General features: G+C 71.2%; 23 protein-coding genes and 2 tRNA genes. 8 read left to right on the top strand and 17 right to left on the bottom strand.

Features of this window, described 5'->3' with window-relative positions:
• Positions 1 to 13: 13 nt before the first annotated feature.
• On the bottom strand, positions 14 to 1063 hold the full coding sequence (locus EV186_RS20500) for an aldo/keto reductase (protein WP_133851377.1): 1050 nt from the start codon (positions 1061 to 1063) through the stop codon (positions 14 to 16).
• Between the two features lie 197 nt (positions 1064 to 1260).
• Between EV186_RS20500 and EV186_RS20495 the strand changes: the two genes are divergently transcribed.
• Complete coding sequence (locus tag EV186_RS20495) at positions 1261 to 1647, top strand: hypothetical protein (RefSeq protein WP_243754161.1); 387 nt, start codon at positions 1261 to 1263, stop codon at positions 1645 to 1647.
• A gap of 39 nt (positions 1648 to 1686) precedes the next feature.
• Here EV186_RS20495 and EV186_RS20490 read toward each other — a convergent pair whose 3' ends face one another.
• From EV186_RS20490 to EV186_RS20470, 5 genes are read right to left on the bottom strand one after another with little or no spacing between them, the layout of a single operon-like run.
• Positions 1687 to 3072, bottom strand: a complete 1386-nt coding sequence (locus tag EV186_RS20490) for an MFS transporter (protein WP_208115698.1) — start codon at positions 3070 to 3072, stop codon at positions 1687 to 1689.
• Positions 3069 to 3887 carry a TIGR03084 family metal-binding protein gene (locus EV186_RS20485; RefSeq protein WP_133850924.1) on the bottom strand — a complete coding sequence of 273 codons (819 nt, stop codon included), beginning with the start codon at positions 3885 to 3887 and terminating at the stop codon, positions 3069 to 3071. Before EV186_RS20485 ends, EV186_RS20490 begins: the two co-directional genes overlap by 4 nt.
• The gene (locus tag EV186_RS20480; protein WP_133850923.1) at positions 3874 to 4275 is read right to left on the bottom strand and encodes a Zn-ribbon domain-containing OB-fold protein; all 402 of its coding nucleotides are present in this window, start codon (positions 4273 to 4275) and stop codon (positions 3874 to 3876) included. The genes EV186_RS20485 and EV186_RS20480 overlap by 14 nt, the downstream gene beginning before the upstream one ends.
• A gap of 3 nt (positions 4276 to 4278) precedes the next feature.
• Positions 4279 to 5430: a thiolase family protein gene (locus tag EV186_RS20475; RefSeq protein WP_133850922.1), complete on the bottom strand. Its 1152-nt coding sequence runs from the start codon at positions 5428 to 5430 to the stop codon at positions 4279 to 4281.
• A complete protein-coding gene (locus EV186_RS20470) occupies positions 5427 to 6149 on the bottom strand; it encodes a class I SAM-dependent methyltransferase (protein WP_243754160.1) in 723 nt (240 codons plus the stop codon). Before EV186_RS20470 ends, EV186_RS20475 begins: the two co-directional genes overlap by 4 nt.
• Positions 6150 to 6504: 355 nt before the next feature.
• Between EV186_RS20470 and EV186_RS20465 the strand changes: the two genes are divergently transcribed.
• Positions 6505 to 6795 (top strand): DUF6355 family natural product biosynthesis protein, encoded by a 291-nt coding sequence (locus EV186_RS20465; RefSeq protein WP_133850921.1) that lies wholly within the window; start codon positions 6505 to 6507, stop codon positions 6793 to 6795.
• A gap of 47 nt (positions 6796 to 6842) precedes the next feature.
• Here EV186_RS20465 and EV186_RS20460 read toward each other — a convergent pair whose 3' ends face one another.
• Positions 6843 to 8900, bottom strand: coding sequence for a phosphocholine-specific phospholipase C (locus tag EV186_RS20460; protein ID WP_133850920.1), 2058 nt, complete (start codon positions 8898 to 8900; stop codon positions 6843 to 6845).
• A 240-nt stretch (positions 8901 to 9140) separates the two neighbouring features.
• Here EV186_RS20460 and EV186_RS20455 point away from each other — a divergent pair, with 240 nt between their 5' ends.
• The 4 genes from EV186_RS20455 (at position 9141) to EV186_RS20440 (ending at position 12153) form a co-directional block, all read left to right on the top strand.
• Positions 9141 to 9404 (top strand): hypothetical protein, encoded by a 264-nt coding sequence (locus EV186_RS20455; RefSeq protein ID WP_133850919.1) that lies wholly within the window; start codon positions 9141 to 9143, stop codon positions 9402 to 9404.
• A gap of 91 nt (positions 9405 to 9495) precedes the next feature.
• A complete protein-coding gene (locus EV186_RS20450) occupies positions 9496 to 10692 on the top strand; it encodes a hypothetical protein (protein ID WP_133850918.1) in 1197 nt (398 codons plus the stop codon).
• A gap of 165 nt (positions 10693 to 10857) precedes the next feature.
• The gene (locus EV186_RS20445) at positions 10858 to 11361 is read left to right on the top strand and encodes a DUF5994 family protein (protein ID WP_166659212.1); all 504 of its coding nucleotides are present in this window, start codon (positions 10858 to 10860) and stop codon (positions 11359 to 11361) included.
• 588 nt (positions 11362 to 11949) lie between these two features.
• Positions 11950 to 12153 carry a DUF1707 SHOCT-like domain-containing protein gene (locus EV186_RS20440; RefSeq protein ID WP_243754159.1) on the top strand — a complete coding sequence of 68 codons (204 nt, stop codon included), beginning with the start codon at positions 11950 to 11952 and terminating at the stop codon, positions 12151 to 12153.
• Between the two features lie 26 nt (positions 12154 to 12179).
• Here the strand turns inward: EV186_RS20440 and EV186_RS20435 are convergent, their stop codons facing one another.
• The 6 genes from EV186_RS20435 to EV186_RS20415 all read right to left on the bottom strand — a co-directional run bounded on the left by EV186_RS20435 (position 12180) and on the right by EV186_RS20415 (position 18703).
• On the bottom strand, positions 12180 to 13034 hold the full coding sequence (locus tag EV186_RS20435; protein ID WP_133850916.1) for a slipin family protein: 855 nt from the start codon (positions 13032 to 13034) through the stop codon (positions 12180 to 12182).
• Positions 13035 to 13130: 96 nt separating this feature from the next.
• Positions 13131 to 13280 (bottom strand): hypothetical protein, encoded by a 150-nt coding sequence (locus tag EV186_RS39000; RefSeq protein ID WP_166659246.1) that lies wholly within the window; start codon positions 13278 to 13280, stop codon positions 13131 to 13133.
• 633 nt (positions 13281 to 13913) lie between these two features.
• Positions 13914 to 13986 (bottom strand) — tRNA-Glu (locus EV186_RS20430).
• A 43-nt stretch (positions 13987 to 14029) separates the two neighbouring features.
• A tRNA-Gln gene (locus EV186_RS20425) sits at positions 14030 to 14101 on the bottom strand.
• Between the two features lie 103 nt (positions 14102 to 14204).
• Positions 14205 to 14921: an HAD family hydrolase gene (locus tag EV186_RS20420; RefSeq protein WP_133851372.1), complete on the bottom strand. Its 717-nt coding sequence runs from the start codon at positions 14919 to 14921 to the stop codon at positions 14205 to 14207.
• Between the two features lie 236 nt (positions 14922 to 15157).
• Positions 15158 to 18703 carry a BTAD domain-containing putative transcriptional regulator gene (locus EV186_RS20415; RefSeq protein ID WP_243754157.1) on the bottom strand — a complete coding sequence of 1182 codons (3546 nt, stop codon included), beginning with the start codon at positions 18701 to 18703 and terminating at the stop codon, positions 15158 to 15160.
• Between the two features lie 161 nt (positions 18704 to 18864).
• Here EV186_RS20415 and EV186_RS20410 point away from each other — a divergent pair, with 161 nt between their 5' ends.
• Positions 18865 to 19485 (top strand): helix-turn-helix transcriptional regulator, encoded by a 621-nt coding sequence (locus EV186_RS20410; RefSeq protein ID WP_133850915.1) that lies wholly within the window; start codon positions 18865 to 18867, stop codon positions 19483 to 19485.
• Positions 19486 to 19624: 139 nt separating this feature from the next.
• On the opposite strand, the gene EV186_RS38995 is transcribed toward EV186_RS20410, so the two are convergent.
• The 4 genes from EV186_RS38995 to EV186_RS20390 all read right to left on the bottom strand — a co-directional run bounded on the left by EV186_RS38995 (position 19625) and on the right by EV186_RS20390 (position 24749).
• Positions 19625 to 20029 (bottom strand): nuclear transport factor 2 family protein, encoded by a 405-nt coding sequence (locus EV186_RS38995; protein ID WP_166659245.1) that lies wholly within the window; start codon positions 20027 to 20029, stop codon positions 19625 to 19627.
• Positions 20026 to 20565: an acyl-CoA thioesterase gene (locus EV186_RS20400; RefSeq protein ID WP_133850913.1), complete on the bottom strand. Its 540-nt coding sequence runs from the start codon at positions 20563 to 20565 to the stop codon at positions 20026 to 20028. Before EV186_RS20400 ends, EV186_RS38995 begins: the two co-directional genes overlap by 4 nt.
• A gap of 152 nt (positions 20566 to 20717) precedes the next feature.
• Positions 20718 to 24431 (bottom strand): ATP-binding protein, encoded by a 3714-nt coding sequence (locus EV186_RS20395; RefSeq protein WP_133850912.1) that lies wholly within the window; start codon positions 24429 to 24431, stop codon positions 20718 to 20720.
• Between the two features lie 51 nt (positions 24432 to 24482).
• On the bottom strand, positions 24483 to 24749 hold the full coding sequence (locus EV186_RS20390; RefSeq protein WP_133850911.1) for a hypothetical protein: 267 nt from the start codon (positions 24747 to 24749) through the stop codon (positions 24483 to 24485).
• 134 nt (positions 24750 to 24883) lie between these two features.
• On the opposite strand from EV186_RS20390, the gene EV186_RS20385 reads away from it, so the two are divergent.
• The gene (locus tag EV186_RS20385) at positions 24884 to 25357 is read left to right on the top strand and encodes a nuclear transport factor 2 family protein (protein WP_133850910.1); all 474 of its coding nucleotides are present in this window, start codon (positions 24884 to 24886) and stop codon (positions 25355 to 25357) included.
• The last annotated feature ends 30 nt before the right edge of the window (positions 25358 to 25387 follow it).

Here is a 25387-nt window from a genome sequence, read left to right as displayed (position 1 = left end):
GGCGACCCGCCGTTCACTCGGCCGCGCGGTCGGCCGGCGGTCGGCGGCGGGCGGTCAGCTCGGTCAGGGAAGGCGGCGTCCACGCGCCGTCGGCACGGTAGAGGTCGGTGCCGGGCGGGACGATCGCGTCGATGCGGTCCAGGGTCTCGTCGTCCAGCACCAGCGCGGCGCCCTTGAGCGTGGCCTCCAGTTGCGCCATCGTCCGGGGGCCGGTGATCACCGACGTCACCGCCGGGTGCGCCGCCGGGAACGCGATCGCCAGCTCCGCCAGCGTGCAGCCGAGGTCCTCGGCCACGGCGGTGAGCTGCGCCAGGGCCTCGAACTTGCGCTGGTTCTCGGGCAGCGACGCGTCGAACCGCTGCGGGTTCAGCGCCGCGCGGCCCGTCGTCATGTCCACCGGCTGCCCCGCGCGTACCTTGCCCGACAGGAAGCCCGACGCGAGCGGGCTCCACGTCAGCACCCCCATCCCCAGCCGCCGGCACGTCGGCAGCACCGACCGCTCGATTCCCCGCGCCACCAACGAGTACGGCGGCTGCTCGGTGCGGAACCTTTGCAGGCCAAGGCGTTGCGCGACGTGGTAGGCCTCGGTGATGTCCTCGGCCGGGAACGTCGACGAGCCGAACGCTCGGATCTTGCCTGCCCGCACCAGATCCGTCAGCGCGGACAGCGTTTCCTCGATGTCCGTCGTGTAGTCCGGGCGGTGGATCTGGTACAGGTCGATCCAGTCGGTCCGCAGGCGTCGCAGCGACTGCTCCACCTCGTGGACGATCCAGCGCCGCGAGTTGCCGCCTCGGTTGGGGCCCTCACCCATCGGGAAGTGGACCTTGGTCGCCAGCACGACGTCGTCGCGGCGACCGGCCAGGGCCTTGCCGACGATCTCCTCGGACTCACCCGCCGAGTACATGTCCGCCGTGTCCACGAAGTTGATCCCGGCGTCCAGCGCGGTGCCGATCACCCGCGCCGCGTCGTCGTGATCGGCGTTGCCGACCGCGCCGAACATCATCGTGCCGAGGCAGTGGACGCTGACCTGGATGCCGGTGCCGCCGAGCGTGCGGTAACGCAACATTCCCCCTGTGATCATTGGTGCGAAGCGGCCATGCTAGGAGCTGGAGTGGACTCCAGGTCAAGCGTGCGGCCGGCCCGGGCGCTGAACCTGTCGGACGATCATCCTCGAGTCGGACGCCGAGGTCGCCCTTGCGGCCGATGATCGGTCATGCGCGATGTTCATACGGTGGCCCTCACCAAGTGAGGGGAGACACCGTGAGGTCAGGCAAGTACATCGCGGCCACCGCCGACGAACTCGCGGCCGGCACCGCAGGCGACAAGGTGGCCGGCGGGGTCAGCCAGAAGGCATTGTTCCGGCGGCACGGCGAAGTCGAGTTCGACGGCGACACGCTCACCTTGCGCGGCTGGTCGGACGGCGGGGATCTGCGGCTTGGCCGTGGCGACGTCACCGCGGTCCGGCGCGAGTTCACCAACCTCTACGGCCGGTTCATCGGTGGCCTGCTGGACAGCGGGAAACCGCTGATCCTCGAAACGGCGACCAACGGCGAGATCTACCTGCTGATCGACCGCAAGGAGTTCATGGAGACCACGGACAACAAGTCGTGGGAGAAGGAACTCGCCGCGTGGAGCGGTCGGGCCTGATCCAAGCCGCGGCCGCGCACTTCGCGCAGCGGATGGTGATCACCGGGTCGTTGTTCTCTCGGCCGACGGAGCCCGTAGCAGGGCCACGACAAGGGCCAACGCCGTCACGGCCAGACCCACGATCACGGCCAGCGACACCGTGTAGGCGGCTTTCGGGCTGTGTCCCGCGAAGTACACCAAGCCGATCACGGTGATGCCAAACGAAACAGCCAGTTGGATCGACGTTTCCATCACGCCGGACGCGGCGCCGGCATGCCCTTCCGGTACGTCGGCGAGGATTCGGCCGACCAGTGGCGCCACGATCAGGCCTTGGCCGACTCCGGTGACGAGCAGTGCGGGAATCAGCGCGATGCCGTTCGGGCCGGCCAAGGCGGCGACGAGCGCGAGCGCGTAGCCGAGGACGTTGAGCGCGCAGCCGAGCACGAGCACGGCGGCCCCCGTGCGTTTGCGCGCCAGCACGGACGTCGCCCCGAAGGCGATCGCGTGCGGGGTGAGCAGCAGGCCCGCGGCCAGCGGCGAATACCGCAGGGGGCCTTGGACTTGGATCACCAGCACGAAGAAGAAGGCCGCGTTCGCGCCCAACAGGGTCACCAGCACCGCATTGCCGAGCCGGTAACCGGACAGCCGCCACAACGCCGGTGTCGCAAGCGGTTGACCGCCCCGCGCCGCCAGTCGTCGCTCCCACACCCAGAAGAGCACCAGGACCGGCACGGAACCACCCAGCAACAAGAAACACCACCACGGCCACCCGAGGACCCGGCCCTCGGTGATCGGGAACACGCACAACAGCATCCCGGCGGCGAGCAGTGCGGCCCCGCGAACGTCCAATTCGGACCGAGCCGCACGGCGCTTTCGTGGTGGCTTTCGTAGTGTGGCAACGGCGACGCCGATGATCGCCGCCAGGCCGACCGGGATGTTGATCAGGAACACCTGGTGCCAGGTCAGGCCGAGGATGTTCGCGTGCAGCAGGACGCCGGTGAGGACCTGGCCGACGACCCCGGCCAGCCCGATCACCATGCCGAACAGGCTCAGCGCCCGTTCGCGTTCGGGCCCCGGCAGCGTGGTGTGCACCATCGACAGGACTTGCGGGAAGAACAACGCCGCGGCCGTGCCCTGGGCGCACCGCAGGACGATCAACGACTCCGGATCGGGTGCGACGCTGCACGCGGCGGACACCAGGGTGAAGGCGGACAACCCGACGAGGAAGAGCCTGCGGTGCCCGTGGATGTCGCCCAGCCGCCCGCCGGTGACCAGGAACAGGCCGTAGAACAGCACGTAGCCGCTGATCATCATGCCCATCTGCGGCAGTGAGGCACGCAGGTCCGAGCCGATCGAGTAGACCGCGACATTGATGATGGACGAGTCCATCATCGCGATGAACGCCGCCGCCATCGTGGCGAGGACGACCGTGCGGTGGGCGCTCACGAACCGATGCGCTCCCGGCCCGCACCCGCGGGACCCGCGTAAGCCTGGGCGATGCCGAGCCACTGCTCGGGCGCGCACCCCTCGGTGGTCAGATCGGCATCGTCGCGGTGCAACCGCTGGGTGACGACCAGGGCGAAGTCGAGGGCCAACCCCGTCACCCGGTCCGGGGCATCGGCCGGTCCCCAGGTCCAGAGCTCGCCGTCGGGCGCCCGCAGTTCGATCCTGAACTCCGCGCACGGCGGCTCCATCCCCCGGAGCTGGTAGGCGAAGTCGCGACTGCGCACCCCCAGCCGCACGATGTGCACGAGCCTGCGGGTCGGCCGCCGTGGGCGCTCGAGGGCGTCGAAGACGTCCTGACCGTGTGCCCACGTCTCCATCACCCGGGCCGCGGCCATGGCGGCGGCCGAGAGCGGACGCGGGGCGAACCAAGGGATCCGTGTCCCGCGGGGGAGCGCGCGCAGGATGGCGGACAACTCGTCGGCGCTGCGCCGCCAGGTGGCCAGGAGCCGGCTGCGTGGCCACGTCGAGCGCTGCACGGTGCCGGCGTTGACGAACGCCGAGCCGGCGTTGATCGACTCGGTGGCGTGCGGTGCGGCGAGCACGCCGTCGACCTCCTCGGCGAACCGGTCGGGCGCGCGGATCGCGCGGATCACCAGCTCGTCGGTCCAGTTGAGGTGCGCGATCTGGTCGACGACCCGCAAGCCGCGCGCGGCGGTGGGGCGGTGCCACTGGTCGGCGTCCACGCCCGACACCGCGGCGTCCAGTTCCGCGCGCTCGGCCTGCAGGTCGTCCACTATCGCGTCAACGTCGGCCATCGACACCCTCCTCGGCGCGCTCACGAGGGACGAAGACCGGGACCGGCTCCCCGTCGTCCTGGTGCTCGAAGGCGACGGCCACGGCGAGCCCGGCCTCGAGCGTCTCGGGGTCGGCGGCCAATCGGACCCGCAGCCACGGGCCCTCGGCGAGCTCCACGATCCCGCCCACAGCGGTGACGCCACCGGCCCGGTCGCGTAGCACCGTCCAGCTGACGAGCGTCCCGGCGCCCGACACCGGCGCCCAGTCGAGGGCGGTCGCCGAGCAGGTCGGGCACGCCCGCACCCGCGGCGCGGCCAGTTCACCGCACCCGGTGCAGTGCCGCACCACCAGTTCGGCCCGGCGCGCGGCGTCGAAGAACGGCGCCGAGCGGTCGTCGCGAAGAACCATCGTCTACGCGCCCAGCACGAGGGTGCTGTGGTGGTGGAGCACACCGCCGTTGCCGCTGACCATGACCAGCTCGTGGTCGTCGGCCTGCCGGTCACCGCCCGCGCCACGCGCCTGGATGACGGCCTCCGCCACCGGCGTCATCCCCCACAGGTAGTAGCCAGACAGCTGACCGCCGCCGGTGTTGACGGCGAGCCGGCCCGCACCTGGCAGCAAGCGCCCCTCCTCGACGAACGGGCCGCCCTCGCCCTTGGCGCAGAACCCGTAGTCCTCCAAGGTGAGCAGCACCGCGAACGTGAAGCAGTCGTAGAGCTCGGCGACGCCCACGTCCTCGATCGTGGCGCCGGCCATGCGCAGGGCGGCCGGTCCGGACCGGGCCGCACCGCTGACGAGACCGAACCCGCTGCCCCTGCCTTCCGGGTGGATCGGGTGGGACTGCGCGTGGCCGAGGACGTGCACCGGCGGCTGGGCCAGCGCCCGCGCGCGGCTCGCCGACGCCACGATCACCGCGATGCCGCCGTTGCTGACCAGGCAGCAGTCCAGCAGCCGCAACGGATCCGCGATCAGCCGGGAGTTCTGGTGGTCGGCGAGGGTCATCGGGTCCCGCTGCTGGGCCAGCGGGTTGCCGCGCGCCCACGCCCGCTGGGCGACCGCGATCGCGCCGAGCTGCTCGGAAGTGGTACCGAAGGCCGCCATGTGCCGCCGGGTGGCCAAAGCGTATTGGGCGTGGCCGCCGGCGAGCCCGGCATCGGCGATCAGGCCATCGAAACCGGCGGGCGGCTCTTGCGGCGTGTAGGCCGCACCGGCGCGGCGATCCCGGCGCAGCGGCGCGTCGGCGAACACGCACGCCACCATGCCGGCCATGCCCGACCCGATCGCCAGGCAGGCGAAGGTGATCGCCGTGCACGCGGAGGTGCCGTCGCCACGGATCTCGTTGAGCAGCTTGAGATCGCGCACGCCGAGGTCCTCGGCCAGCCCCAGGTCGAGGTCGTCGCTCAGTCCCGGGAGCACCAGCAAGCCGTCCAGCTCGCCGGTCGAGATCCCTGCGTCGGCGCACGCCCGGCGCACCGCGTCCGCCGCGAAGTCGCGGGCCGTCCGGTCGTAGACCTTGCCCACCTCGGTGATCCCGAGCCCGACGATCGCGGGTGCGGCCGTCATGGCTTGCCCACGTCGCGCAAACTGCTGATTTCCCACAGTCCCAACGCTTTGACCGGGAGGTCACCGATCGCGGAGAGATCCACTTCGACGATGGTGTCGAGGGGTTCGGGGAGGCCGAACGGGGGCATCCGGAGATTCAGCGGCCGCCAGTCACCGGCGGGGATGTCCACGTTCCTCGTCAGCCGGGAGAAGGTCGTGGTCAGGAGGTACTTGCACCGGCTGCGGGCGATGTTGGCCAGTGCGCCCAGCACGTCGCTCGTCGGCAGGTGGACCAGGCAGTCACGGCACAGCAGCAGGTCCGCGGCGGGCAAGTCGTCCTTGGTGATGTCGAGGACGTCGAACCGCGCCCCGGTACGACCACGGTTGCGCGCGACGATCTCGTCGACGATGTCGCCGCCCAGGTAGTCCACGCCGTCGAGCGGGACCGAGGCCAACCAGGCGGAGTCGCCGCAGGGCAGGTCGAGGATGCTGCGCACGCCCCACCGGCGCAGCAGGCCGGGCAACTGGTCGCGCACGTTGCGCGTGGCCGCCCGGTCGGAGCCCTCACCCGCGGCGGATTCGCCGCCCTCCCACAGGTTGTGGCGGTAGATGTAGCCGAAGACCGACTCCAGGTCTTTCCCGACGACGTGCTGCCTGTGTTGGTGCGCAAGGGTTTCCGCGTAGTTCTCGTCCTCGAACCGTTGACGGGCGCGTGCTCTTACCTTGGCATCTTCCCCCACCGCCGGTGTCCCTCCCCGTGTCGCCGGACGACAGCCCCGCCATCGAGGCTATGGGTTGCGTGACGGTCGTGCAACAACCCGGCTTCCCGGACGCCGCACGACGGCGGCGTGCTCTCCCGCCACGCCGGCCGCAGGCGAGGATCCCTTGCGGCATCTGGACAACCACCGTTCGGTGCGAACAAGGAGTGCCGGGTCGACTTGAACGCAGGCCCGATACGAGCGCCGGCCAGGAGCCGGCCAGCCCGCGTCCAGCTTCGTCCAGAAACGTCCAGCTACGCGATCCCTCACGGTATGGCTTGCCAAGGTTGAAGCGATCTCATGAATCACGGCAGAAGGGCAAAAAATGTTGCGTAGGATGCTGACCGTGACGGCCTCGGTGGTCGTCGCTGTAGCTGGTTTCGTCGGAACCGCCCAGGCCGGCCCGGCGTCACCGTCGTCCGTGCAGACCTGCGGTTTCTACGTGAGTTCCGCAACCGCCTGGTACAACCATTGCGGCACAACCAATGTTCTGGTCCGGGTCGACGTCGCGGGCGGCGGATCCGGCAACGACTACTGCGCGATCGTTCACCCTGGCCTGAATCCCCTCGGTGCTTCCGGCCAGATTCTCAACGCCTACTACCTCAGCACCGGTAGGTGCAACATCTGACCGGCAAACGCTTCCCGTGGTCGCATCCGCCGGACCACGGCTGAGTCCTACCCGGTGACGCTCGGTGCGCCCGTTTCGACGTGGCCGCTGAACCGGCGCAGGAATGCGGAGTCGACGTTCACCGTCGCCGACAGGTCGTACCAGCCGGAGCCGTATGCGACCGGGTTCCAGTCGTCGGTCACGGTTTGGCCTGCCGCCAACGAATACCGCCACGGCCCGTCGGTGCGGTAGTGGTTGGCGGTCACGGTGATCTCGACGGCCGTCGTTCCGGTGTTGCGCAGGGTCAGCCGCAGCTTGTTCTCGGTGGTGTAGCCGGCGATGACGTCGACGCCCGCACCCGCGCCGTTCGCGTCCCCGGCGAAGACCCAGCGGAACCGGTTGGGGCCGTGCACCGCGATGCCGTACTTCCCGCCGCCGTAGCGCTGGATCCGCCAGGTGTCAGCGACCTGCGCACCGGGAGCGAGGTCGTACGGCCACGGCCCGTCGGTCTGCCCGTCGTTGCGGTAGGCCATCAACTGCACCGCCGCGGTGCCTTGGTTGGCAAAGGTCGTGGTGAGGATCTGACGGTCCGCGCTCAGTGCCGTGGTGACCAGCGGCCGGTAGGGCAGCGCGCGGGCCGGCCGGGTACCCGGCTCTTGCGCGGGAACCTGCTGCTCGCCGGTCGCGGGCGGTGCGGGTGGCGGCAGCGTCGGCTCGGTGTCGTCGGCTTGCTTGCGCAGCACCGCGGTGTCCGGCAGCAGCGGGATCCGGACGTCGGGGACGCCGAAGTCGAAGCAGCTCATCAGGTCGCCGCAGATCGCTCGGCGCCACGCGCTGATGTTCGGCTCGACGACACCGGTCCAGCGCTCCAGGAACCGGATCACCGAGGTGTGGTCGGCGACCTCGGAGCTGATCCAGCCGCCGCGGCTCCACGGCGAGATGACGGTCAGCGGCACGCGCGCGCCGAGCCCGATCGGCTGTCCGCCGATGTACTCGCTCGCGGTCCCGGGCGGCGCCACCGGCGGTGCGACGTGGTCGAAGAAGCCGTCGTTCTCGTCGTAGTTGATCAGGACGACGGTGGATTCCCACAGTTTCGGGTTGGCCCACAACGCATTCAGCACGGTCTGCGTGTACGCGGCGCCGTCCACCGGCCGCGCCGCGGGGTGCTCGCAGTACCCGTACGGCGCCACGATCCACGACACCCGCGGCAGCGACCCGCTCGCGCAGTCGGCCGTGAACTCGGCCAGCACGTGGCTGACATCCTTGCCCTTGCCCGAATCCGGCGCCCAGGTCCGGAACACGCTCGCCCGCCTCGACAGCTCGCTCGAGTAGTCCTGGTGGTAGGCGTGGAACAGCCACAGCGGGTTGTCGCCGTAGTCGCCGACGAACGAGCCGGCCGCGTCGCCGACTTCCTTGTTGGCATAGACCTTCCACGAGATCCCGTGCTGTTGCAGGCGTTCGGGGTAGGTCGTCCAGTTGAACACCGGCCGGTAGTCGGCCGGGTTGTAGTTCGCCGGGCCGCCCGCGGTGCCGTCGGCGTCGATGGTGCCGGTGAACAGGTAGAGCCGGTTGGGCGTCGTCGGACCCTGCACCGAGCAGAAGTAGTGGTCGCAAAGCGTGAACGCGTCCGCGAGGGCGCGGTGGAACGGGAGGTCGGCGCGCGCGAAGTAGCCCATGGTCATCTCGCTCTTGGCGGCGATCCATGCGTTGTTCGCTCCACCGGCGATCGCCTGGTGCTGGTCGGCCCAGCCGTGGCCGAGGTCGCCGAAGTCCTGGCCGTCCACCACCGACGTGTCGACCCGGAACGGCAGCAGGTACCCGCCGTCGGACCGGCCGGAGTCGGGCTGGTGGAAGACGTCCCGACCGTTCGGCAGCACGATCGCCGACCGGTCGGCGAAGCCGCGGACACCCTTCATCGTGCCGTAGTAGTGGTCGAACGACCGGTTCTCCTGCATGAGCACGACGACGTGCTCCACGTCGGACAGGCTGCCGGAGACGCGGGGTGCGGCGAGGGCTTCGGCCATGCCGGACGCCAGCCCGCCAAGGGCGCCCACGGCGGCGACCCCGCCGGCGGCGGCGACCCCACCGAGGAAGTCACGGCGGGTGAGTCGGTTCGGGTCGGCCATCACGGGGAGCCTCCACGGGGCCTCGTCGGGTAACGGCACCCGCAGCGTAACTGATCGAAGCTGCACGAAACATCCGACTTTTAGTCGTGTTCAAGCATTGGACGTTCAGATTCTGCTCGGTTGTCGCCTGGACGGCACAGCCAGAAGAAGCGCCGCCGGGTTACTGTTGAGGTACCGAACATGTCGATGCTGCTCCCAGACCCTGGTGGCGTCCCACGCGAGACGACCAGGGAGCAGCACATGTCGACGACCGATGCCGCGAACCTCACCGACCTGCCGGTCCTGGCTTCCCATGCCAGTTGGCGCGGATTTGCCTTGCACAGCCTCGTGATCGTCGCGGTCTACCGGTGCGCGGTGTGCGACCGCTCACGGGACTCGGCCATGGTCGCCACCCAGGAGAGCAGCGACGAGGTGATCTGTCCCAAGTGCTTCATGCACCTCGCCCGCACCGAGCACGGGTCGAGCTCGGCCGGTCGGCCCGGCCGGCACCGTGCTGGTCCTTGAACCTCGGGGCGTTTCTCCTCCGCCGAACAGACACGTCACGGAAGAACAGCTCACCCCCCACCGGAGGCTCTCCATCACCGTTCCCGTCCTGTTGCCGTCCGCAGTCCGCGCCCCTCGATCCCTCGCCGACGTCTACGGCCCGGACATCGCCGTCTGCGCCCGCCCTGCCCTGGAGGCGGCCGAGCCCGCCGGCCGGAACCGGCACACCCGGGACGTGGTCTCCGCCCGCCCGATCGCCGTTGCCGCGGATACGCCGGTCATCTGCAGCGCGGGCGGCACCGATCGGGAACTGCTGGCGCGGCTGCGCGACGGCGGCTTGCCGGTCGGCGGCGAGCTGCGTGAGTTCCGCACCGAGGCGGAGTTCGGCGCGCGGGTGGCGCAGGCGGTGTCGGACGGGCTGCTGATCTCGATGGAATACCCGCACCCGGTCGCGCTTTGCCCCGACGAGCGGGCGGTCAAAAGCGCACAGCTCGTCGGTCACCTGAACAACAAGGCGAGCATCGGCACGCTGGTCGATCCGCACTACCGGGCGCGCCGCGACGTGGTGACCCGCGGACAGCTCGCCGAAGCCGCGCCGCCGGAGAAGTCGTGGGTGCTCAAAGGCGCGACCGACGACGCGCACGGCGGCAGCCTCGACGTGTACCTGCACCCGGCCGGTGAGCCGGTCCTGCTGCCCGCCTTCACCGACGTGCTCAGCGAGTTCGTGGTCGAGGAATACCTGCGCATCGACCAGAATTGGGGTTTGCAACTCTACGTCGGTCCGGACGCGCGTGCGCACTTGCTGGCCGTCACCGAGCAACGCGTCGACGAGGCCGGGCTCTACCGCGGCGGCCGGTTCGGCCAGGTCGCCTCGCCGCCGCCGGAGTTGATCGCCGAGTGCGTGGCGATCACCCAGCGCGCGGCCGACGTCGGTTACCGCGGTATGTGCAGTTTGGACTGTGCGCAGACCTTCGATGGTCAACTCGTCGTGCTGGACCTGAACTTCCGGCTCACCAGCGGGTCCATTCCCTTGCTGGCGCTGCAATCGGTCCGCCCCGACGCCCTCGATCGGCCCGCGGAGTCGGTGAAACTGGTCGTGGCCGCCGCGTCATTGGCCGACCTGCTCGCCGAGCTGGACCCGGCCCTGGCCGCCGGCACGTTGTTGCTCACCAGCGCCCACGACACCACCCGCACGGACCACCCCGTTGGGCTGAGCACCCTCAACCTGCTCGTGCTGGGCGACGACCCCGACGAGGTGGTCGTGCGCCGCACGGCGCTGGAAGGCTTGAACTTCCCGGCGACACCCTGAGGCGAGCTCGGGCGCTCGTGACGGCCCCGCGCACGCGTAGAGTTGACGGTGCCGGGAGCACTCCGTGCGCCTGCGGTCGAGTGGGTGCCGTCCTCGGCACTGTGGGCTGGACGCCGGTCGTCCGGGGACTGGAGCGCCGACACGATGTCGGTCTCGCACCATTTCGTGACCAACGACTCCGCTGATCCGCGACTGCGGTGGAAGCCGGTCGCCCCGGTGACGGGCACGGTCGACGGCGCGTGGTGGCCGCGGTCGCTCGACCTCGTCGCGGAACTTCGGGTGCTGTCCGGCCAGGTGGCCACCCGGCTGCGGTACCTCGCCCGGGTCGCCTACGCCGATCAGGTCTGGGAACCCGCGCCACGGCTGATGAAGGCGGACGGGCACACCGTCCGGCTGGACGGTTTCGCCTTGCAGGACCCGGCGCTGCTCTACCTCTCCGGACCCGACCGGCAACGTCTCACGCTGCTGGTCATCCCGCCGACCGCGCCCGCGCGGGCGGCGGACGAGGCGATGACGAGGGCCGCGCGCCCCGGTGTGGTCCCGCGCGGCGCGGACATCCTCGCGGCGATGGGCATCGAGCCCGGCCCGCCGGTGGCGCGCGCGACCGACGACCCAGCGTCGGACCGGCGGGAAAGCGATGGCGGCCCGGCCGGCTCGCACGCCCGGTAGCGGGTCGGGTGGAGCGGCAGGACAATGTCCTGATCGGACTGGCGTTCGTACAACGGAAATCGTGTCCGCGGTGCCAGGCCACTGCGATCGCGGTCGATGGGCTGGTGCCGGGTGAACGAGTTCTCGGTGGTGCCACCAGCGGAACAAGCTGTGGGGTGTACCGTGGGAAGCAGTCAGGGCCACTGGCGTGCACACGTTCTGCGCGCGCGGCGTTCCAATGCAGCGATCGAGCTGTCCGAACAGGCCGAGCCCCGCCCTCCGCCGATCAAGGCGAAGGATCAACAATCTTCGAAGGGAACTTCGTCATCGCCACAAGACCGTCCACCGTCGTGCAGTTCAGCCATCCCCTCAGTGCACCGGAGCGACACCCGTCCTCCGGTCACCCGCCGATCCGCCGAGTTCTCTTCCTGGAGCCGCCCCTGACGCCGGGCACCGAGCGGGACGAAGTGCCGTCCGCCGCCGTCGTCCGGCCCGCTCCTCGCCGTGGCGGCAACACGAGGAACTCGGCGCGAAGCCGCTATCGCGCCGCGTAGTCATTTTGTCCACTATGGACAGCGTGGTGCGCAGGATCGATCCGCCTGCCGTCGAATGATCGAGGTGGTGACCATGCACCGGGAACTACGCGCTTCGGATGCCGAGCGCGCGGCGGCCGTGCAGCGCCTCGAGCACGCGGTGGGTGAAGGCAGGATCTCCTTGGCGGAGTTCGAGGAACGCGTTGGGGCGGCCCATCGGGCCCGGACTCGTGGTGAACTGGACGAGCTGACGGCCGACCTGCCGCGCAGTCTGTGGTGAGGCAGGTCGGCCGTCAGCTCGTCGGCTCAGTGCTTGCCGTCTGCGATCGCGTCGAGCGCGGCGACGGTGCCGGCGCTCAGCACGACATCCTTCGCGTGACCGTTGGTTTCCGCCGAAGTGGTCTCCCCGGTGGTCTGCGTTGCGTGCTCGAAGAAGCGCAGCAGTTCGACCGGGAACGGCATGACGAGGGTGCTGTTCTTCTCCGCGGCGACGTCGACCACTGTCTGCAGCAAGCGCAGTTGCAGGGCTCCTGGGGTGTCGGCCATCGCGCGGGCCGCGTCGGCGAGCTTGGCCGACGCCTGGAACTCACCGTCGGCGGCGATGACCCGCGCCCGGCGTTCCCGCTCCGCTTCGGCCTGCCGTGACATCGAGCGTTTCATGCCTTCGGGCAGCGACACGTCTTTGACCTCGACGCGGTCGATGTGCAGACCCCACGGTCCTTCGGTGGGTGTGTCGATGACGGCCTGCAACTCGGCGTTGATCTGGTCCCGGTCCGACAGCAGGGTGTCCAGGTCGGCGCGGCCGATCACCGACCGCAGTGAGGTCTGCGCGACCTGCGAGACGGCCGTCGGGTAGTGCTGGACGTTGATGATGGCCCGGACCGGGTCGATCACGCGGTAGTAGACCACCGCGTCGACCGTGAGCGTCACATTGTCCTTCGTGATGGCGCCCTGCGCGGGGATCGGCATGACGATGGTCTGCATCGAGACCTTCCGCATCCGGTCGGCGATCGGGATGATCAGCCGCAGCCCGGGTTGCCGGATGTCCGGTAGCAGCCGACCGAAGCGCAACACGACTCCCTTCTCGTACTGCTGCACCAGACGGACGGCGGACGCCAGCAGGATCAGTGCTGCCAAGGCGATGACGAGGAGAACAACCATGATGTGTCCAAACGGGACATAGGGGGAGAGGGAGGCGACCGCTGCTATCGGCGCCGGGTGCGCGTCCGGGGCCGCATGCCCGAGACGGTCAGGGTGTCAGCCGGTCGGTCCGCTGCGGGACTTCTTGCGCACCACGGACAACGTGAGCAGCCGTCCGTCCGATTCGGACACTGGACCACTGCCACCACGTGCGGCCGTCGACGAATCCGTGTGCGGGTCGTTCGGCTTGAGCCGCAGTGAGTTCACTGCGTCCTGCGGTGGGGGTCGGCGTGCGAGCCCGACATCATGCCGGTGCTCCCGTCTCCGGTCGCCTGGCGACTGGTGGTGGGCATGCGCCGAGGACGACGCCGACGCAACAGCCGGCGTGCGAGGTGCTCTCGGTAACACCGACACTACACGCGCCACCGCCCGCCGGTCTGCACCTTGTGGACGCGCCCCGCTCGCCGGAGCGACTCGAGTGGCGCGTCGCACAGGCCCTCCCCGGCCCGCCCGGTGGGGGTCCGGGGGCGAAGCCCGCCGGCCGGGGGCCTGGGGGCTTGGCCCGCAGGAAACACCGGAGAGCTCCCTGTCTGCGCGTTCGACGTTGAGTCCATGCGACACGTCACACGGGCTCTTCCCGGCCCGCCCGATGGGGGTCCGGGGGCGAAGCCCTCCGGCCGGGGGCCTGGGGCTTGGTCTCCGGAAAACACCGGAGAGCTCCTGTCTGCGGCGTTCGACGTTGAGCCCATGCGACAGGTCGCATGGGTACTCCCCGGCCCGCTGATGGGGGTCCGGGGGCGAAGCCCTCCGGCCGGGGGCCTGGGGGCTTGGCCCCCAGAAAACACCGGAAAGCCCCCCGTCTGCGCGTTCCGCAGACAGGGGGCTCCCAGGGACTTTCCGTAGCCCCGACGGGATTTGAACCCGCGCTACCGCCTTGAGAGGGCGGCGTCCTAGGCCGCTAGACGACGGGGCCGCGACCAGAGCAAACCTTACAACCTAGAAGCTTGGCTGCTCCGCTGGGGTACCAGGACTCGAACCTAGACTAACTGAACCAGAATCAGTCGTGCTGCCAATTACACCATACCCCAATGGCTTCACCGCTTTGACGCCTTCGGATGGGCTCCGAAACGCCGTATCGGCTGCCGGGAGAAGATAGTAGACCACCGCGGACAGCGGCGTTTCAGCGGGGTCTCAGCGGGGTGCGGGCACGGGTGACGCGCCCCCGGCCGGACCGAGGCGGTACTCGCTGACCAGCAGTTCGGGCAGTTCGTCGAGCCCGGTGATGGCGAGCAGTCCCTCGGCGCGTGCGGTCGCGACGCCGGCGCCGCTGCGGTCGAGCCAGATGCCGTGCAGACCGGCGTTGCGCGCGCCGTGGGCGTCCACATCGCACCGGTCGCCGACGTGGGCGGTGGTCGCGGGGGTCGTGCCCAGTTGCGCGCACGCCGCGTGGAAGATGCCGGGGTCGGGCTTGGCGACACCGCACTCGCCGGCGATGAGCACGGCGTCGAAGAAGCGGGTGAGGCCGGTGTCGGCGAGCTTGGCGTGCTGGTGCGGGCCGGAGGCGTTGGTGACCGCGGCGATCGCGAGCCCGGCCGCCCGCAGCCAGTCCAGGCACGGCAGCGCGTCCTCGAACAGCGTCCAGGCGCGGTTCATCTCCGAGAGCCGGCGCTGCTCCATCGCGTCCACCTCGTCGTCGGCGAGGTGGTTGCCGAGGTCGGCGAAGAACGCCTTGGTGCGTGCGCAGCGCATCTGCTGGTAGTCGAGGTCGCCCGCCACGACGCGCCGGACGAACTCGTCGGTCAGCTGCTGCCACCGCGGCCACAGGTCGTCGCGGCCGATCATGCCGTGCAGGGCGGTGCGGGCCGACGCGGTGAAGTCGATCAAGGTGTCGTCGATGTCCAGGCACACCGCGTTCAGGGCGGGCAGCCCGGACAGCAGCGGGCACGGACGTGCTTGAGCGGTGGCGGTCGGCGCGGGGGTCGCCGGGCGCGGGGCGAACGGGGAAGGCACCCCGAGAGGCTAGGTGCCATCCGGACGCGGTCGATTCCTCTAGCCAGGTGATCCTGGGTCATCTTTTTCGATCAAGCGGAGTAGAGCGTCACCGCAGGTCAGAAAGCGTCCTATCGCGGTAAGTGGTGGCCGTGTTACAGGTTTCGCTCGATTGCTTCCCGGGTGATACCGAGTCGTGAGCTCACCTTGAGCCGGTCGACCAGCCGGGCGACGTGGGTCTCGACGCTCGAGCGCGACAGCATCAGCTGCGCGGCGATGTCGGTGGTCGGCCAGCCGTCGGCGACGAGCTCGGCGATCCGCAGCTGCACCGGCGAGAGCCGCGCCCCAGCGACGGCCTGCGTCCGGTCGATGCCGAACGGCAAGAGCCGGCTCTCGGCCCGACGGACGCACCACGACGCGCCGAGCTCCGAGTACCGCGCGACGCACGTCGCGAACGTCGCCCGCGCCCGCTCGCCCGAACCGCCACGGGCCAGCAGCACGGCCGCGTCCTCCAACGCCAGCGCCTGCTCCACCCGCCGCCCGGCCGTGCCGAACCGGCCGGCCACGGCCAGCACCAGTTCGCCGTCGCCGTCCACGAGCCCGCGGCACCAGTCGGTCGCGTTCGCCGCACGCGCGGGCACGGCCTCCATCGCCCGCTCCGACTCGCACACCTCGAGCGCCTGCCGCGCGGTCTCCCGGTCGCCCACGGTCAACGCCAGGCGCACCACGACCGGCAACCACTGGTGGCGCAACATCATCCGCGCGTACTTCGGGTTCAGCGTGGGCGCCAGCACCCGCAACGCCTCATCCGGCCGGTCGTGCTGCTCGGCCGCGATTGCCGCGGCGGCGAGCAGGAAGTCGCAGTGCTCGCGGTCCTCCACGCTGGCCAGCGGGTACTCCTCGGCGTCGCGCAGGTGCGCGGCCAGCTGCGCCCCGTCCCCGCGCAGCCCGGCGATCAACGCGGAAACACCGTGCAGCAACAGGATCGCGCCACGCTGGCGCAACCCGTAGAAGGTGATCTCCGGGCTGTCGCGCACGACCGCGTCCAGCTCGGTCATCGCGTCGTCCCAGCGGCCGAGCCAGTACCAGTGCACCGCGGCCGGGATGTGCATGCCGCCGTCGAGCCCGCGCCGGGAGATCAGGTCCTGCGCCATGGTCAGGGTCGCGGTCGCCTCGTCGAGCCGGTCGAGGTTCTGCAGCGTGAAGACCTTGTTGTCCAGCAACGAAAGCTGGAGGTCACCGAGATCGGGCTCGCCCCGCACGGCCTCCAGCGCACCGTCCACATGCACCAGTGCGGCTTCGTGTGCGCGCTGCACCGATTCGATCTGCCACAAGTCCTGCAAGGCATGCGCGGCGGCCCACGGGTCGTCCGCGGCGCGAGCCTTGGCCAGCGCGTCGGTCGCGGTGGCCTCGGCGAGCGGGAGGTCGTCGAGCCCCAGCCGTTCGATCATGGCTTGCAGCGACTGGTGCCGGGCGCGCCAGCGTTCGGGCATCGTCGGGTCGGCGACGGCCTCGCGCAACGCGGCGAGCGCGCCGGTCACGTCGCCGCGGTGGTAGTCGAGGTAGGCCAGGATCAGCCGCATTTCCGCCGCCCGACCCGGATCCGCGGTCATCTCCAGCACCGCGCGGGCCTCCGGTTCGGGTCGGCCGCCGAGCCAGAACCGGGTGCGGGCCAGCCGCGCGGTCAGGTCCTCGCGCGCGTCGCGCGGGACGGCGGGCTCCGTCACGGCCCGTTCCAGCAGCCGGACGGCCGCGTCCGGATCGCGGTCGGCGACGGCGTTGCCGTTGGCGATCAGCCAGCGCGCCACCCACGCGTCGACCGGAACCGGCGCGGCGAGCAACTGCTCGGCGACCCGGTGCGGGGCGGCACCCGCGCGGTCCAGCGTCTCGGCGGCCTGCCGGTGCAGGCTGAGCCGGACCGCCGTGGGCATGGCTTCGTACAAAGCCTGGCGCACCAACGCATGCCGGAACGCGAAGCGCTCGCCCGCCTCGCACAGCACGGCGGCGGCCAGCGCTTCCTCGACCCCGCCGAGCAGCTCCGACACGGCCTTGCCGAGCACGGCGGCCAGGTCGGCGAGGTCGAACTCCGTACCGAGCAACGCCGCCCAGCGCAACACCTCCCGGGCCGGCTCGCCGAGGAAGCCGAGCCGGCGGGTCACGGCCGTGGCCAGGTTGCGGGGCAGCTGGTCGGCGGCACCTTCGGGCACCTCGGCGATGCCGTCGTCGATCTCGACCAGCCCGTGCCGGCGCAACGCCGTGAACACGTCGTGCAGGTAGAGCGGATTGCCCGCGGCCCGTTCGGCCAGCTCGAGCAGGCTCGCCCCGGGCTCGGCGCCGAACCACGCGTGCGCGAGGTCGGCGACCGCGTCCTCGTCCAGTGGGTCGAGCCGGATGAGGTCCGCGCCCGCGGCCAGCACCGCCGACCGCACGTGCGCGAAGTCGTCGTGCGCGGGCGCCGGGCGGCTGACGCCCACGAGCAGCAACGGCAGCCGCCGGGTGGCCACGGCCAGGCGCCGCCACAGCAGCAGGCTGGCCGGGTCGGCCCAGTGCAGGTCGTCCACGACGAGGGCGAGCGGGCCGTCGGCGCACAACTGCTCGACGAGCGCGAGCAGCCGCTCGGTGATCAGGGTGGGGGAGCTGTCCTCACGCAGCGAGGCGGCAACGGCCGCGCGCCGGGGGTCGGCGGCCTGGGCGTCCACGCCGAGGCATTCGAGCATGGTGCGCATGGCGAAGCGCCGGTTCAGCTCGTCGCCCGCGCCCCACAGCACGGGAACCGGTGCCTCCGCCAACGCCGCGGACACGGTGGTCGTCTTGCCGATGCCCGGCTCGCCCTCCAGCCACACGGTGCCGCCGCGCCCGGCCGCCAGCGCACGCACGTACCGGCGCAGGTCGCTGATCTCGTGGTGCCGCCCGGCCACCACGTCGGGGCCGGCGGGTTTGCGCGCCGTGACCACGGCCGGGATGTCGCTCATCCGGTCGCTCACCTGGTCGCGGATCTGGCGCAGCGCCGCGCCGGGCTCGATGCCGAGCTCGTCGCCGAGCCTCGCGTTGATGGCCGCGTAGACCGCCAGCGCCTCCTCGGGCCGCCCGCTTTGCCGCAACGCCAGCATGAGCAGCCCGTGCAGGGTTTCCCGGCGCGGGTGCTCGGCGGCCAGCGGGACCAGGTCGGCGACCACTTCCTCGGCGCGGCCGCGGGCGAGCAGCTCCTGGGCGTGCTGCTCGACGGTGAGCATGCGCAGCTCGCCGAGCCGGTCGCGCTGGGCTTGGGCGTACGGGCCGCTCACGCCGTCGAGCGCCGTGCCGTGCCAGAGCGCGAGCGCCTCGCCGTAGGCGCCCTCGGTCCGCAGCCGCTCGAACCGGTGCACGTCAAGGCATTCCGGACGCACGTGCAACGCGTAACCGTCGCCCGCCGAGACCAGCACCTCGCCCCCCGACCAGCGGGAGCGGCCGGGCTCGAGCACGCGGCGCAACCCGGAGACGTAGGTGTGCAGGCTGCCTTCGACGGTCGCGGGCAGGTCGTCGCCCCACACCCCGGCGACCAGCCGCGCCTTGGACACGGCGTGCCCGGCCTGCAACGCCAGCACGGCGAAGACGGCCTTGCGCCGGGCCGACCCGAGGTCGAGTTCGGTGTCCCCGCGCCACGCCCGCACCGGCCCCAGGACACGGATGCGTAAGGACGCTTGGTGCCCGTCATCCGCCATTTGCGCAGGTCCTTCGGTACCGATCCAGTGCGCGAGCACCCACCGTACCCATGGGGCTACCCGGAAATGAAGGTCCGAACGGAGTGCCTGGAGTCTCTGTGTAGGTCACCGAACGCACACTGTTCTCTGAACCGGTCAATGGTGTTCGGGGAGGTTCGAAAATGAGTGTCACGCGGGTTGCCGTCCAGGTCCCGGATCCCCTGACCCGCGCGGGGCTCACGAGCTACCTCCAGTCCCGGCCCGAGACCACGGTGGTGACGTGTCCGCCGCTGGACACCGACGTGATCGTGCTCGCAGTCGATCGCATCACTCCAGACGTCCTCGCCACGCTGCGCCGGTGGGCCGGCGCCGCGGTCGTCCCGGTCGTGCTGATCATCGGCGAGCTGTCCGAGAAGGAGCTGCTCACCGTCGTCGAGTGCCGGGTGGCCGCGGTGCTGCCCCGCGCCGCCGCGACCGGTGACCGGCTGATCGCCAGCATCAAGACGGTCGCGGCGGGCGGTGGCCTGCTGCCGAGCAAGATGCTCGGCGACCTGCTCAAGCAGGTGGAGAAGATGCAACGCGAGGTGCTGGGCCCGCGCGGGCTGAACGGCTCCGGGCTCAACACGCGCGAGATCGACGTGCTGCGGCTGATGGCCGACGGCATGGACACCGCCGAGATCGCCTCCAAGCTGTGCTACTCCGAGCGCACCGTGAAGAACGTGATCTACGGGGTGACCAGCCGCCTGAACCTGCGCAACCGCGCGCACGCCGTCGCTTACGCCCTGCGCACCGGGATCATCTAAAACCGGCGCGCCGGGAGTCCGACGCGCCGGTGTCCTGCGGTTGCTTCCCAGGACCTCAACCTTTCGGTGCACCCCGGGAACGGCTCCTGGCATGCCCGCGTTCGCAAGGAATGGAAGGTGCGCCCGAGCGGCTGGATCTTCAGCACCAGCCGTGGTGGCGGCGGACGAGGCCGTCCTCGAGCACCAGCACGTGGTGGTGGCGCCAGCGCTGCTGTTGCCCGGCCGACGGGTGCGGGTGCAGGTTGCGGTGCGCACGCGTGCCGGTCGTGGTGACCGCGAGCGCGACCGTGGTCCGGCCGTCCTCGTCGCTGAGCACGTCCAGCGCGGTGACCCGGCCGAAGACGTCCGGCCAGATCGTGCGGACGTCGTCGATCGCCGCGATCAACCCGGCCCGCCCGTCGCGGAACACCCGCTGCTCGGACAGGTCGACGACGTCGTCCGCGACGCACTCGCGGACGATCGTGTAGTCGCCTTCGTTCAACGCCTCGGCCACCAGCGCGAACGCGATCTCCCGCGCCGCCGGCCGGGTCAGGACGCCGGTCACCGGTTCTCCCGCAGCGTGGCCCGCAGGGCCGACCGCAGGCTCCGACGGGCGGCGGCGGCCGCGGCACGGGTGTGCTCCTCGGCGGTCTCCGGGACCACGGCGGGCACCGGGCGCGGCGAGCCGGTGTCGTCGACCGCGACGAACACCAGGTGCGCCTCGGCGACCAGCGTGGGCACCAGCCGGCCGGTGGCGCCAGGCTGCGCCACGACGTAGACGCCGATGCTCATGGAGGTGGTGCCCACGGCCTCGACCTGGGCGGTGGCGGTGACCACGTCGCCGGGCCAGGTCGGCCCGCCGAAGCTCATGTGGTCGATCGCGACGGTCACGGCGTGACCGCCGGCGTGGCGCGTCGCGGTTGCCCACGCGACGTCGTCGACGAGTTCGAGGACGAGGGTGCCGCGGCCGGAGCCGAACATGTTCTCGTCGGCCTTCCAGACGACCCTGGACAGGTCGCAGCGCGACTCGCTCATGGTCTTCTGCGAGTGCGCGGAACGATCGAGGACGGCAACGCCTCGGGCGTGGTCGTCGTGCATCATCGAAGTATTTTTCTTTCGATAGAAAGGGTTTCGTGGACACGGTCCGAAAAGGACGATCAATGTGGACCGCACCGTCAGCCTAAACGATCACTCCGGTCGGCTGTGCCAACCAGGCCGCATCGAGCCGTCTTGGGCGATTCAGTAACGGATCGTCACACCTGCTGGGGGCGGATGTAGCGGCTGAGCACGCCGGTGTCCTTCTGGTGCTGCGCGGCGAGTTCACCCAGCCGCGCGCGCGAGTCGACGCTGAGCTTGCGCATGATGCGTGCTACGTGGGCCTGGACCGTCCGGCGCGGCAACAGCAGCAGCCGGGCGATCTGCGGGTTGGACAGCCCCTCGGCCACCAGCCCGGCGATCCGCACCTCTACTGTGGACAGTGCGGCCCAGCCGTCGCCGGGCTTCGCGACCGCGACCTGCGGCCGGATGCCGTGCGCGGCGAGGCGTCCCAGGGCCCGCTGGATGTCCCACGCCGCAAGGAGTTCGTTGTACAGCTCGACGGCCTCGGCCAGGGCCTGGCGGGCGTCGCCGGCGCGCCCGGCCAGCGCGTGCAGCTCCGCGGTGTCTTCCAGTGCGGCGGCCAGCTCGACCCGCCGGTCCAGGTGCCGGTAGTGCTCGACGGTGCGCAAGGCCGAGTCCACATTGGAGTAGACGAGCGCGCGGCAGTGCAGCAGGGCCGCGTGCGCCCGCGCCGGGACAGTCTCCATGTCGGCTTCCTGCTCGCACGCGGTCAGCGCGCGCCGGGCCCGGTCGCGGTCGCCGACCCGCAACGCCATCCGCACCAGGTCGGGCAGCCACTGGTGGCGCAGCATCATCCGGGCGTACCCGGGGTCGAGCAGCGGCGACAGGATCTCCAATGCGCGGTCGACGTCGTCTTCTTGTACCGCGGCAAACGCTTGCGCCACCATCAGGAAGTCGAACGCCTCGCGTTCGGGCCGGGTCGCGGGGGCGTGCACCTCGGCCGCGTCCAGGTGGTTGACCGCGGCCGCCCGGTCGCCGCGGCGCACGCTGATCAACGCGCCGACGCCGTGCAGCAGCAACGCCGCCGGCCCCGGCTCACGCAGCCCGTAGAACGTGATGGCCGGGCCGTCCTCGGTGATCGTGTCCAGCTCGACCAGCGCGTCGTCCCAGCGGCCTTCCCAGTAGTAGTGCACGGCCGCGGACACCTGCAGCCCGCTGGGCAGCGAGTGCTTCACGGTCAGCTCGCGCGCCGCGCGCAGCGTCGCGCGCGCCTGCGGCAGCCGGTCGAGGTTCTGCAGCGTGAAGAGCTTGTTGTCCAGCAGGTCGAACTGGATGTCGGCGAGCTCGGGCTGGTCGGCGACCGCGGTCAGCGCCTGGTCGATGTGGTGCAGCGCGGCGTCGTGGTGGCGGCGCATCGAGTTGACCTGCCAGAGCGTCTGGTGGGCGTGTGCGACCGAGTAGGCGTCGGCCGCGGCCACCGCCTCGTCGACCGACGCGAGCGCGCTGCGCTCGGCGTCGGCCAGGTCGTCGGCGTCGTTCATGTCGCCACGCTGGAAGTTCGCGAGCAGGGCCAGGTGCCGCGAACGCCACTCGCCGGGCACCCCCGGGTCGGCCAGCGACTCGGTCAGCACCTCCTTGGCCCACTCGGTCTCGCCGCGCTGGTGCAGCATCGCGGCCAGCATCTGGCGCATCTCGGCGGCCTGCGCGGGCGTGGTGGCCATCGCGATCGCCTCACGCGCCTCCGCCTCCGGGTTGCGCGACAACCGGAACAGCACCTTCACCAACGCCGTCGTGAGCGCAGCGCGGTGCGCGGGGCTGAGCGTGCGCGTGTTCACGACGCGGCGCAGCAACTCGGCCGAGATGTGCGGCGCGTTGTTGGACAGTTCGGCGGCGTGCTCGACCAGCCACTGCGCGACCCACGTGTCGAACGCGGTCGGCGCGGCGATCAGCTGCTCGGCCACCCGCCGGACGGGCGCGCCGGCTTCGGCCAGCGCCTGCGCCGCGTGCCGGTGCAACGCGGCCCGCATCGGGCCGGGGATGCCGCTGTAGAGCGCGTGGCGCAGCAACGGGTGGCGGATGGAGAGCTGGGTGCCCGCGTCCACCAGCACCTTGGCCGCCACCGCCTCGTCGAACACCGGCAGCAGCGAGCCCGGCGTGCGGCCGGTGACCGCGGCGACGTCGGCGACGGAGAAGTCCGGGCCGAGCAGCGCGGCCATCCGCAGCACCTCGCGGGTGCCGTCGGAGATGCCGTCCAGGGTCAGGTTGACCGCGGCGACCAACGAGGTCGGCGGATCGTAGGCGGACGCCTCGTCGATGTCGGCGATCCCGTCGACCACCTCGACGCTGCCGGAGCGCACCAACGCGTCGGCCATCTCGCGCAGGTACATGGGGTTGCCGTCGGCGCGGGCCACCACCTCGAGCACGGACCGGCCGGGCCGCCCGCCGAGCAGGCCGGTGAGCATGGCCACCGTGCCCTCGGAATCCAGTGGTGACACCGGGATCACGGTGTGGCCACGGGCCACGACGCCGCGGCGGACCTGGTCCAGCTCGGCCCGCCCAGGGGCCGGTCGCGCCGAACCGACCACCAGCAGTGGCTGCTGGCGGGTGGCCGAGGCGAGGCGGTGCCAGACGAGCACGCTGGCCTCGTCGGCCCACTGCATGTCGTCGATGACGAGCACCAGCGGTGAGCCCGCGCACAGGTCGTCGACCAGCGACAGCAACTGGTCCACGGCGGCGAGCATCGGGTCGCCGCCGCGCCACACCTCGTCGAGGCCGGCGAACCCGTCGCCTTGCAGCTGGCGCGCCAGCTCGGCGCGGCGCGGATCGGGGGAGCGGGCGTCGATGCCGAGGCAGTCGAGCACGACCCGCAGCGGAAACCGTTGGGAGAGCTCGTCGGCGGCCGCCCAGGCGAGCTGGCAGCCGTGCTTGCGGGCGTCGGCGAGGCCCGCGGTCAGCAGCTCGGACTTGCCGACGCCGGACGGTCCCTCCAGCCACACCGAGTGCCCGGTGCCCGCGGCGACGTCGGCGAGCAGCGCACGCAACACGCCCAGTTCGCGGTCGCGGCCGATCAACCCGCCGGGCGGCGGGCCGGCGACGGCGACCGAAGGCGGCACGGGCTCGGCCAATGCGGTGACGCCTGCCGTGACGCCTTCCGGCTTCGGCAGGTCCAGCGACGGGTCGCGAGCCAGCACCCGCTCGTGCAGTTCCTTCAGCGCGCTGCCGGGTTCGGTGCCCAGTTCCGCTTGCAGCACCCGGCGTGCGTCGTGGAAGACCTCGAGCGCCTCGGCCTGCCGCCCGCCCCGGTACAGGGCGAGCATCAACGCGGTCCGCAGCGACTCCCGGAAGGGGTTGTCCCGCACCAGGGGCACGAGTTCCGGCGCCACCTCGGCGTGCCGGCCGAGGTCGAGCAGGACCCGCGCGCGCCGCTCGACGGTGTCCAGCCAGAGCTCGGACAGCCGGGCCCTTTGTTCCTCGGCGAACGGCCCGGGGATGCCCGCGTACGGCTCGCCCCGCCACAACGCCAGCGCCTTCGCGTAGTGCTCGGCCGCCTCGGCCGCGGTGGCGCTTTCGGCCCGCGCGCACCGGCTTTCGAACTCGGCGACGTCGACCTCGGCGCCCCGCAGCACGTAGCCGCCGCCTTCCGAGACCAGCCGCCGGGCGTCCAGGCGGCGACGCAAGCCGGAGATGTAGGTGTAGACGTTGCCCTCGGCGCTGGCCGGGGCCTGCTCACCCCAGACGGCCGCGATCAGCTCCCGGCGGGTGACCACCGCGCCCGCGACCGCGGCGAGCCGGGCGAGCACGGCGCGCTGGCGGGCCGGTCCCAGGGCGAGTTCGCCGCCGTCCTGCGCCCGCGCGCGAACCGGTCCCAGCAGGTCGACCCGCAGATCGTTGCGCTGAGCGTTCGGCATGTCACTCCCGTCCATCGCAGACCATACGATGCCGGGACCCCGTCGGCCGAGCTACGGACGGTTCTTGTCCGCCAGCGGACCTTCCCCGACGAGGAACTCGCCGAGGCTGGTGAGGGTGGCCGGGACCCGGCCGCCGGGTGGTGCGGGGCGCACGGGCGCGATCAGCCCCTCGAAGAGCAGGTGCCAGGTGGCCACGGTGTCGCACCAGCAGCCGTCGACCTGCAATTCGGAGCAGCGGTGGCCGCTGAGTTCGCCGCGGCCGTCGCGGATCGCGCGCAGGATCGCGTGTTCTCGGTCGTTCAGCTCCGGTGATGACATGATGCCGGTCCTTCGTGGCAACAATGTGATGCAAGCCACTGTCCGCCCGGTCCGTCGACCTCTCGTCGCGCCCGGCTGGAGCGCCGGTGGAGATCGGGGACCGAACGGGGAGCGGCGGGCGGCACCGTGGGCCCATGCCAAGAAAGAAGATCATCGCCCTGGTCGCGCTGGCCCTCGGGGTCGGCGTGGCCGTGCCCACCACCGTCGCGTCCGCGTCGGCGAGCCAGCGTGAGGACCACAGCTGCGCCCGTTCCTTCGACGCGGCCGTCCACGAGGACATGGACGCGTTCAACGCCCGCGACGTCGACCGCTACACCCGGATCCTGCACCCGCGGGTGATCGGCGTGACCAACGGGAAGGTGACCGCCGGGCGCGATGCCGTGCTCGCCGACGCCAAGCGGATGTTCGCGGTCAAGACGTGGCGCTTCCCGTACACGATCCGCACCTCGGAGCTCTACGGCTGCGATTCCGGCGTGACGATCGTCGACGCCAACTGGCTCGACGAGACCCAGGGCCTCGACCTGAAGATCACCATCGACATGACGCTCGTGCGCGAGCACGGCCGCTGGCAGGTGGTCACCGACGCCAGCACCCAGGTTTCGCCCTAGGCACTGTCCTGCGGATCCGTGGTCGCGGTC

The sequence above is a fragment of the Labedaea rhizosphaerae genome (assembly GCF_004362825.1).
In the GTDB taxonomy this organism is placed as follows: domain Bacteria; phylum Actinomycetota; class Actinomycetes; order Mycobacteriales; family Pseudonocardiaceae; genus Labedaea; species Labedaea rhizosphaerae.
Note: the sequence above shows the minus strand (reverse complement) of the source record. Positions and strands in the feature narration are given on the sequence as shown.

Coding starts and splice junctions, on each gene's coding strand:
- EV186_RS20410 (WP_133850915.1), top strand. CDS start 18,865: ATGAGTGTCACGCGGGTTGCCGTCCAGGTCCCGGATCCCCTGACCCGC.
- EV186_RS20480 (WP_133850923.1), bottom strand. CDS start 4,275: ATGGTTCTTCGCGACGACCGCTCGGCGCCGTTCTTCGACGCCGCGCGC.
- EV186_RS20390 (WP_133850911.1), bottom strand. CDS start 24,749: ATGTCATCACCGGAGCTGAACGACCGAGAACACGCGATCCTGCGCGCG.
- EV186_RS20435 (WP_133850916.1), bottom strand. CDS start 13,034: ATGGTTGTTCTCCTCGTCATCGCCTTGGCAGCACTGATCCTGCTGGCG.
- EV186_RS20485 (WP_133850924.1), bottom strand. CDS start 3,887: ATGGCCGACGTTGACGCGATAGTGGACGACCTGCAGGCCGAGCGCGCG.
- EV186_RS20455 (WP_133850919.1), top strand. CDS start 9,141: ATGTCGACGACCGATGCCGCGAACCTCACCGACCTGCCGGTCCTGGCT.
- EV186_RS20465 (WP_133850921.1), top strand. CDS start 6,505: ATGCTGACCGTGACGGCCTCGGTGGTCGTCGCTGTAGCTGGTTTCGTC.
- EV186_RS20400 (WP_133850913.1), bottom strand. CDS start 20,565: ATGATGCACGACGACCACGCCCGAGGCGTTGCCGTCCTCGATCGTTCC.
- EV186_RS20395 (WP_133850912.1), bottom strand. CDS start 24,431: ATGCCGAACGCTCAGCGCAACGATCTGCGGGTCGACCTGCTGGGACCG.
- EV186_RS20460 (WP_133850920.1), bottom strand. CDS start 8,900: ATGGCCGACCCGAACCGACTCACCCGCCGTGACTTCCTCGGTGGGGTC.
- EV186_RS20440 (WP_243754159.1), top strand. CDS start 11,950: ATGATCGAGGTGGTGACCATGCACCGGGAACTACGCGCTTCGGATGCC.
- EV186_RS20415 (WP_243754157.1), bottom strand. CDS start 18,703: ATGGCGGATGACGGGCACCAAGCGTCCTTACGCATCCGTGTCCTGGGG.
- EV186_RS20385 (WP_133850910.1), top strand. CDS start 24,884: ATGCCAAGAAAGAAGATCATCGCCCTGGTCGCGCTGGCCCTCGGGGTC.
- EV186_RS20475 (WP_133850922.1), bottom strand. CDS start 5,430: ATGACGGCCGCACCCGCGATCGTCGGGCTCGGGATCACCGAGGTGGGC.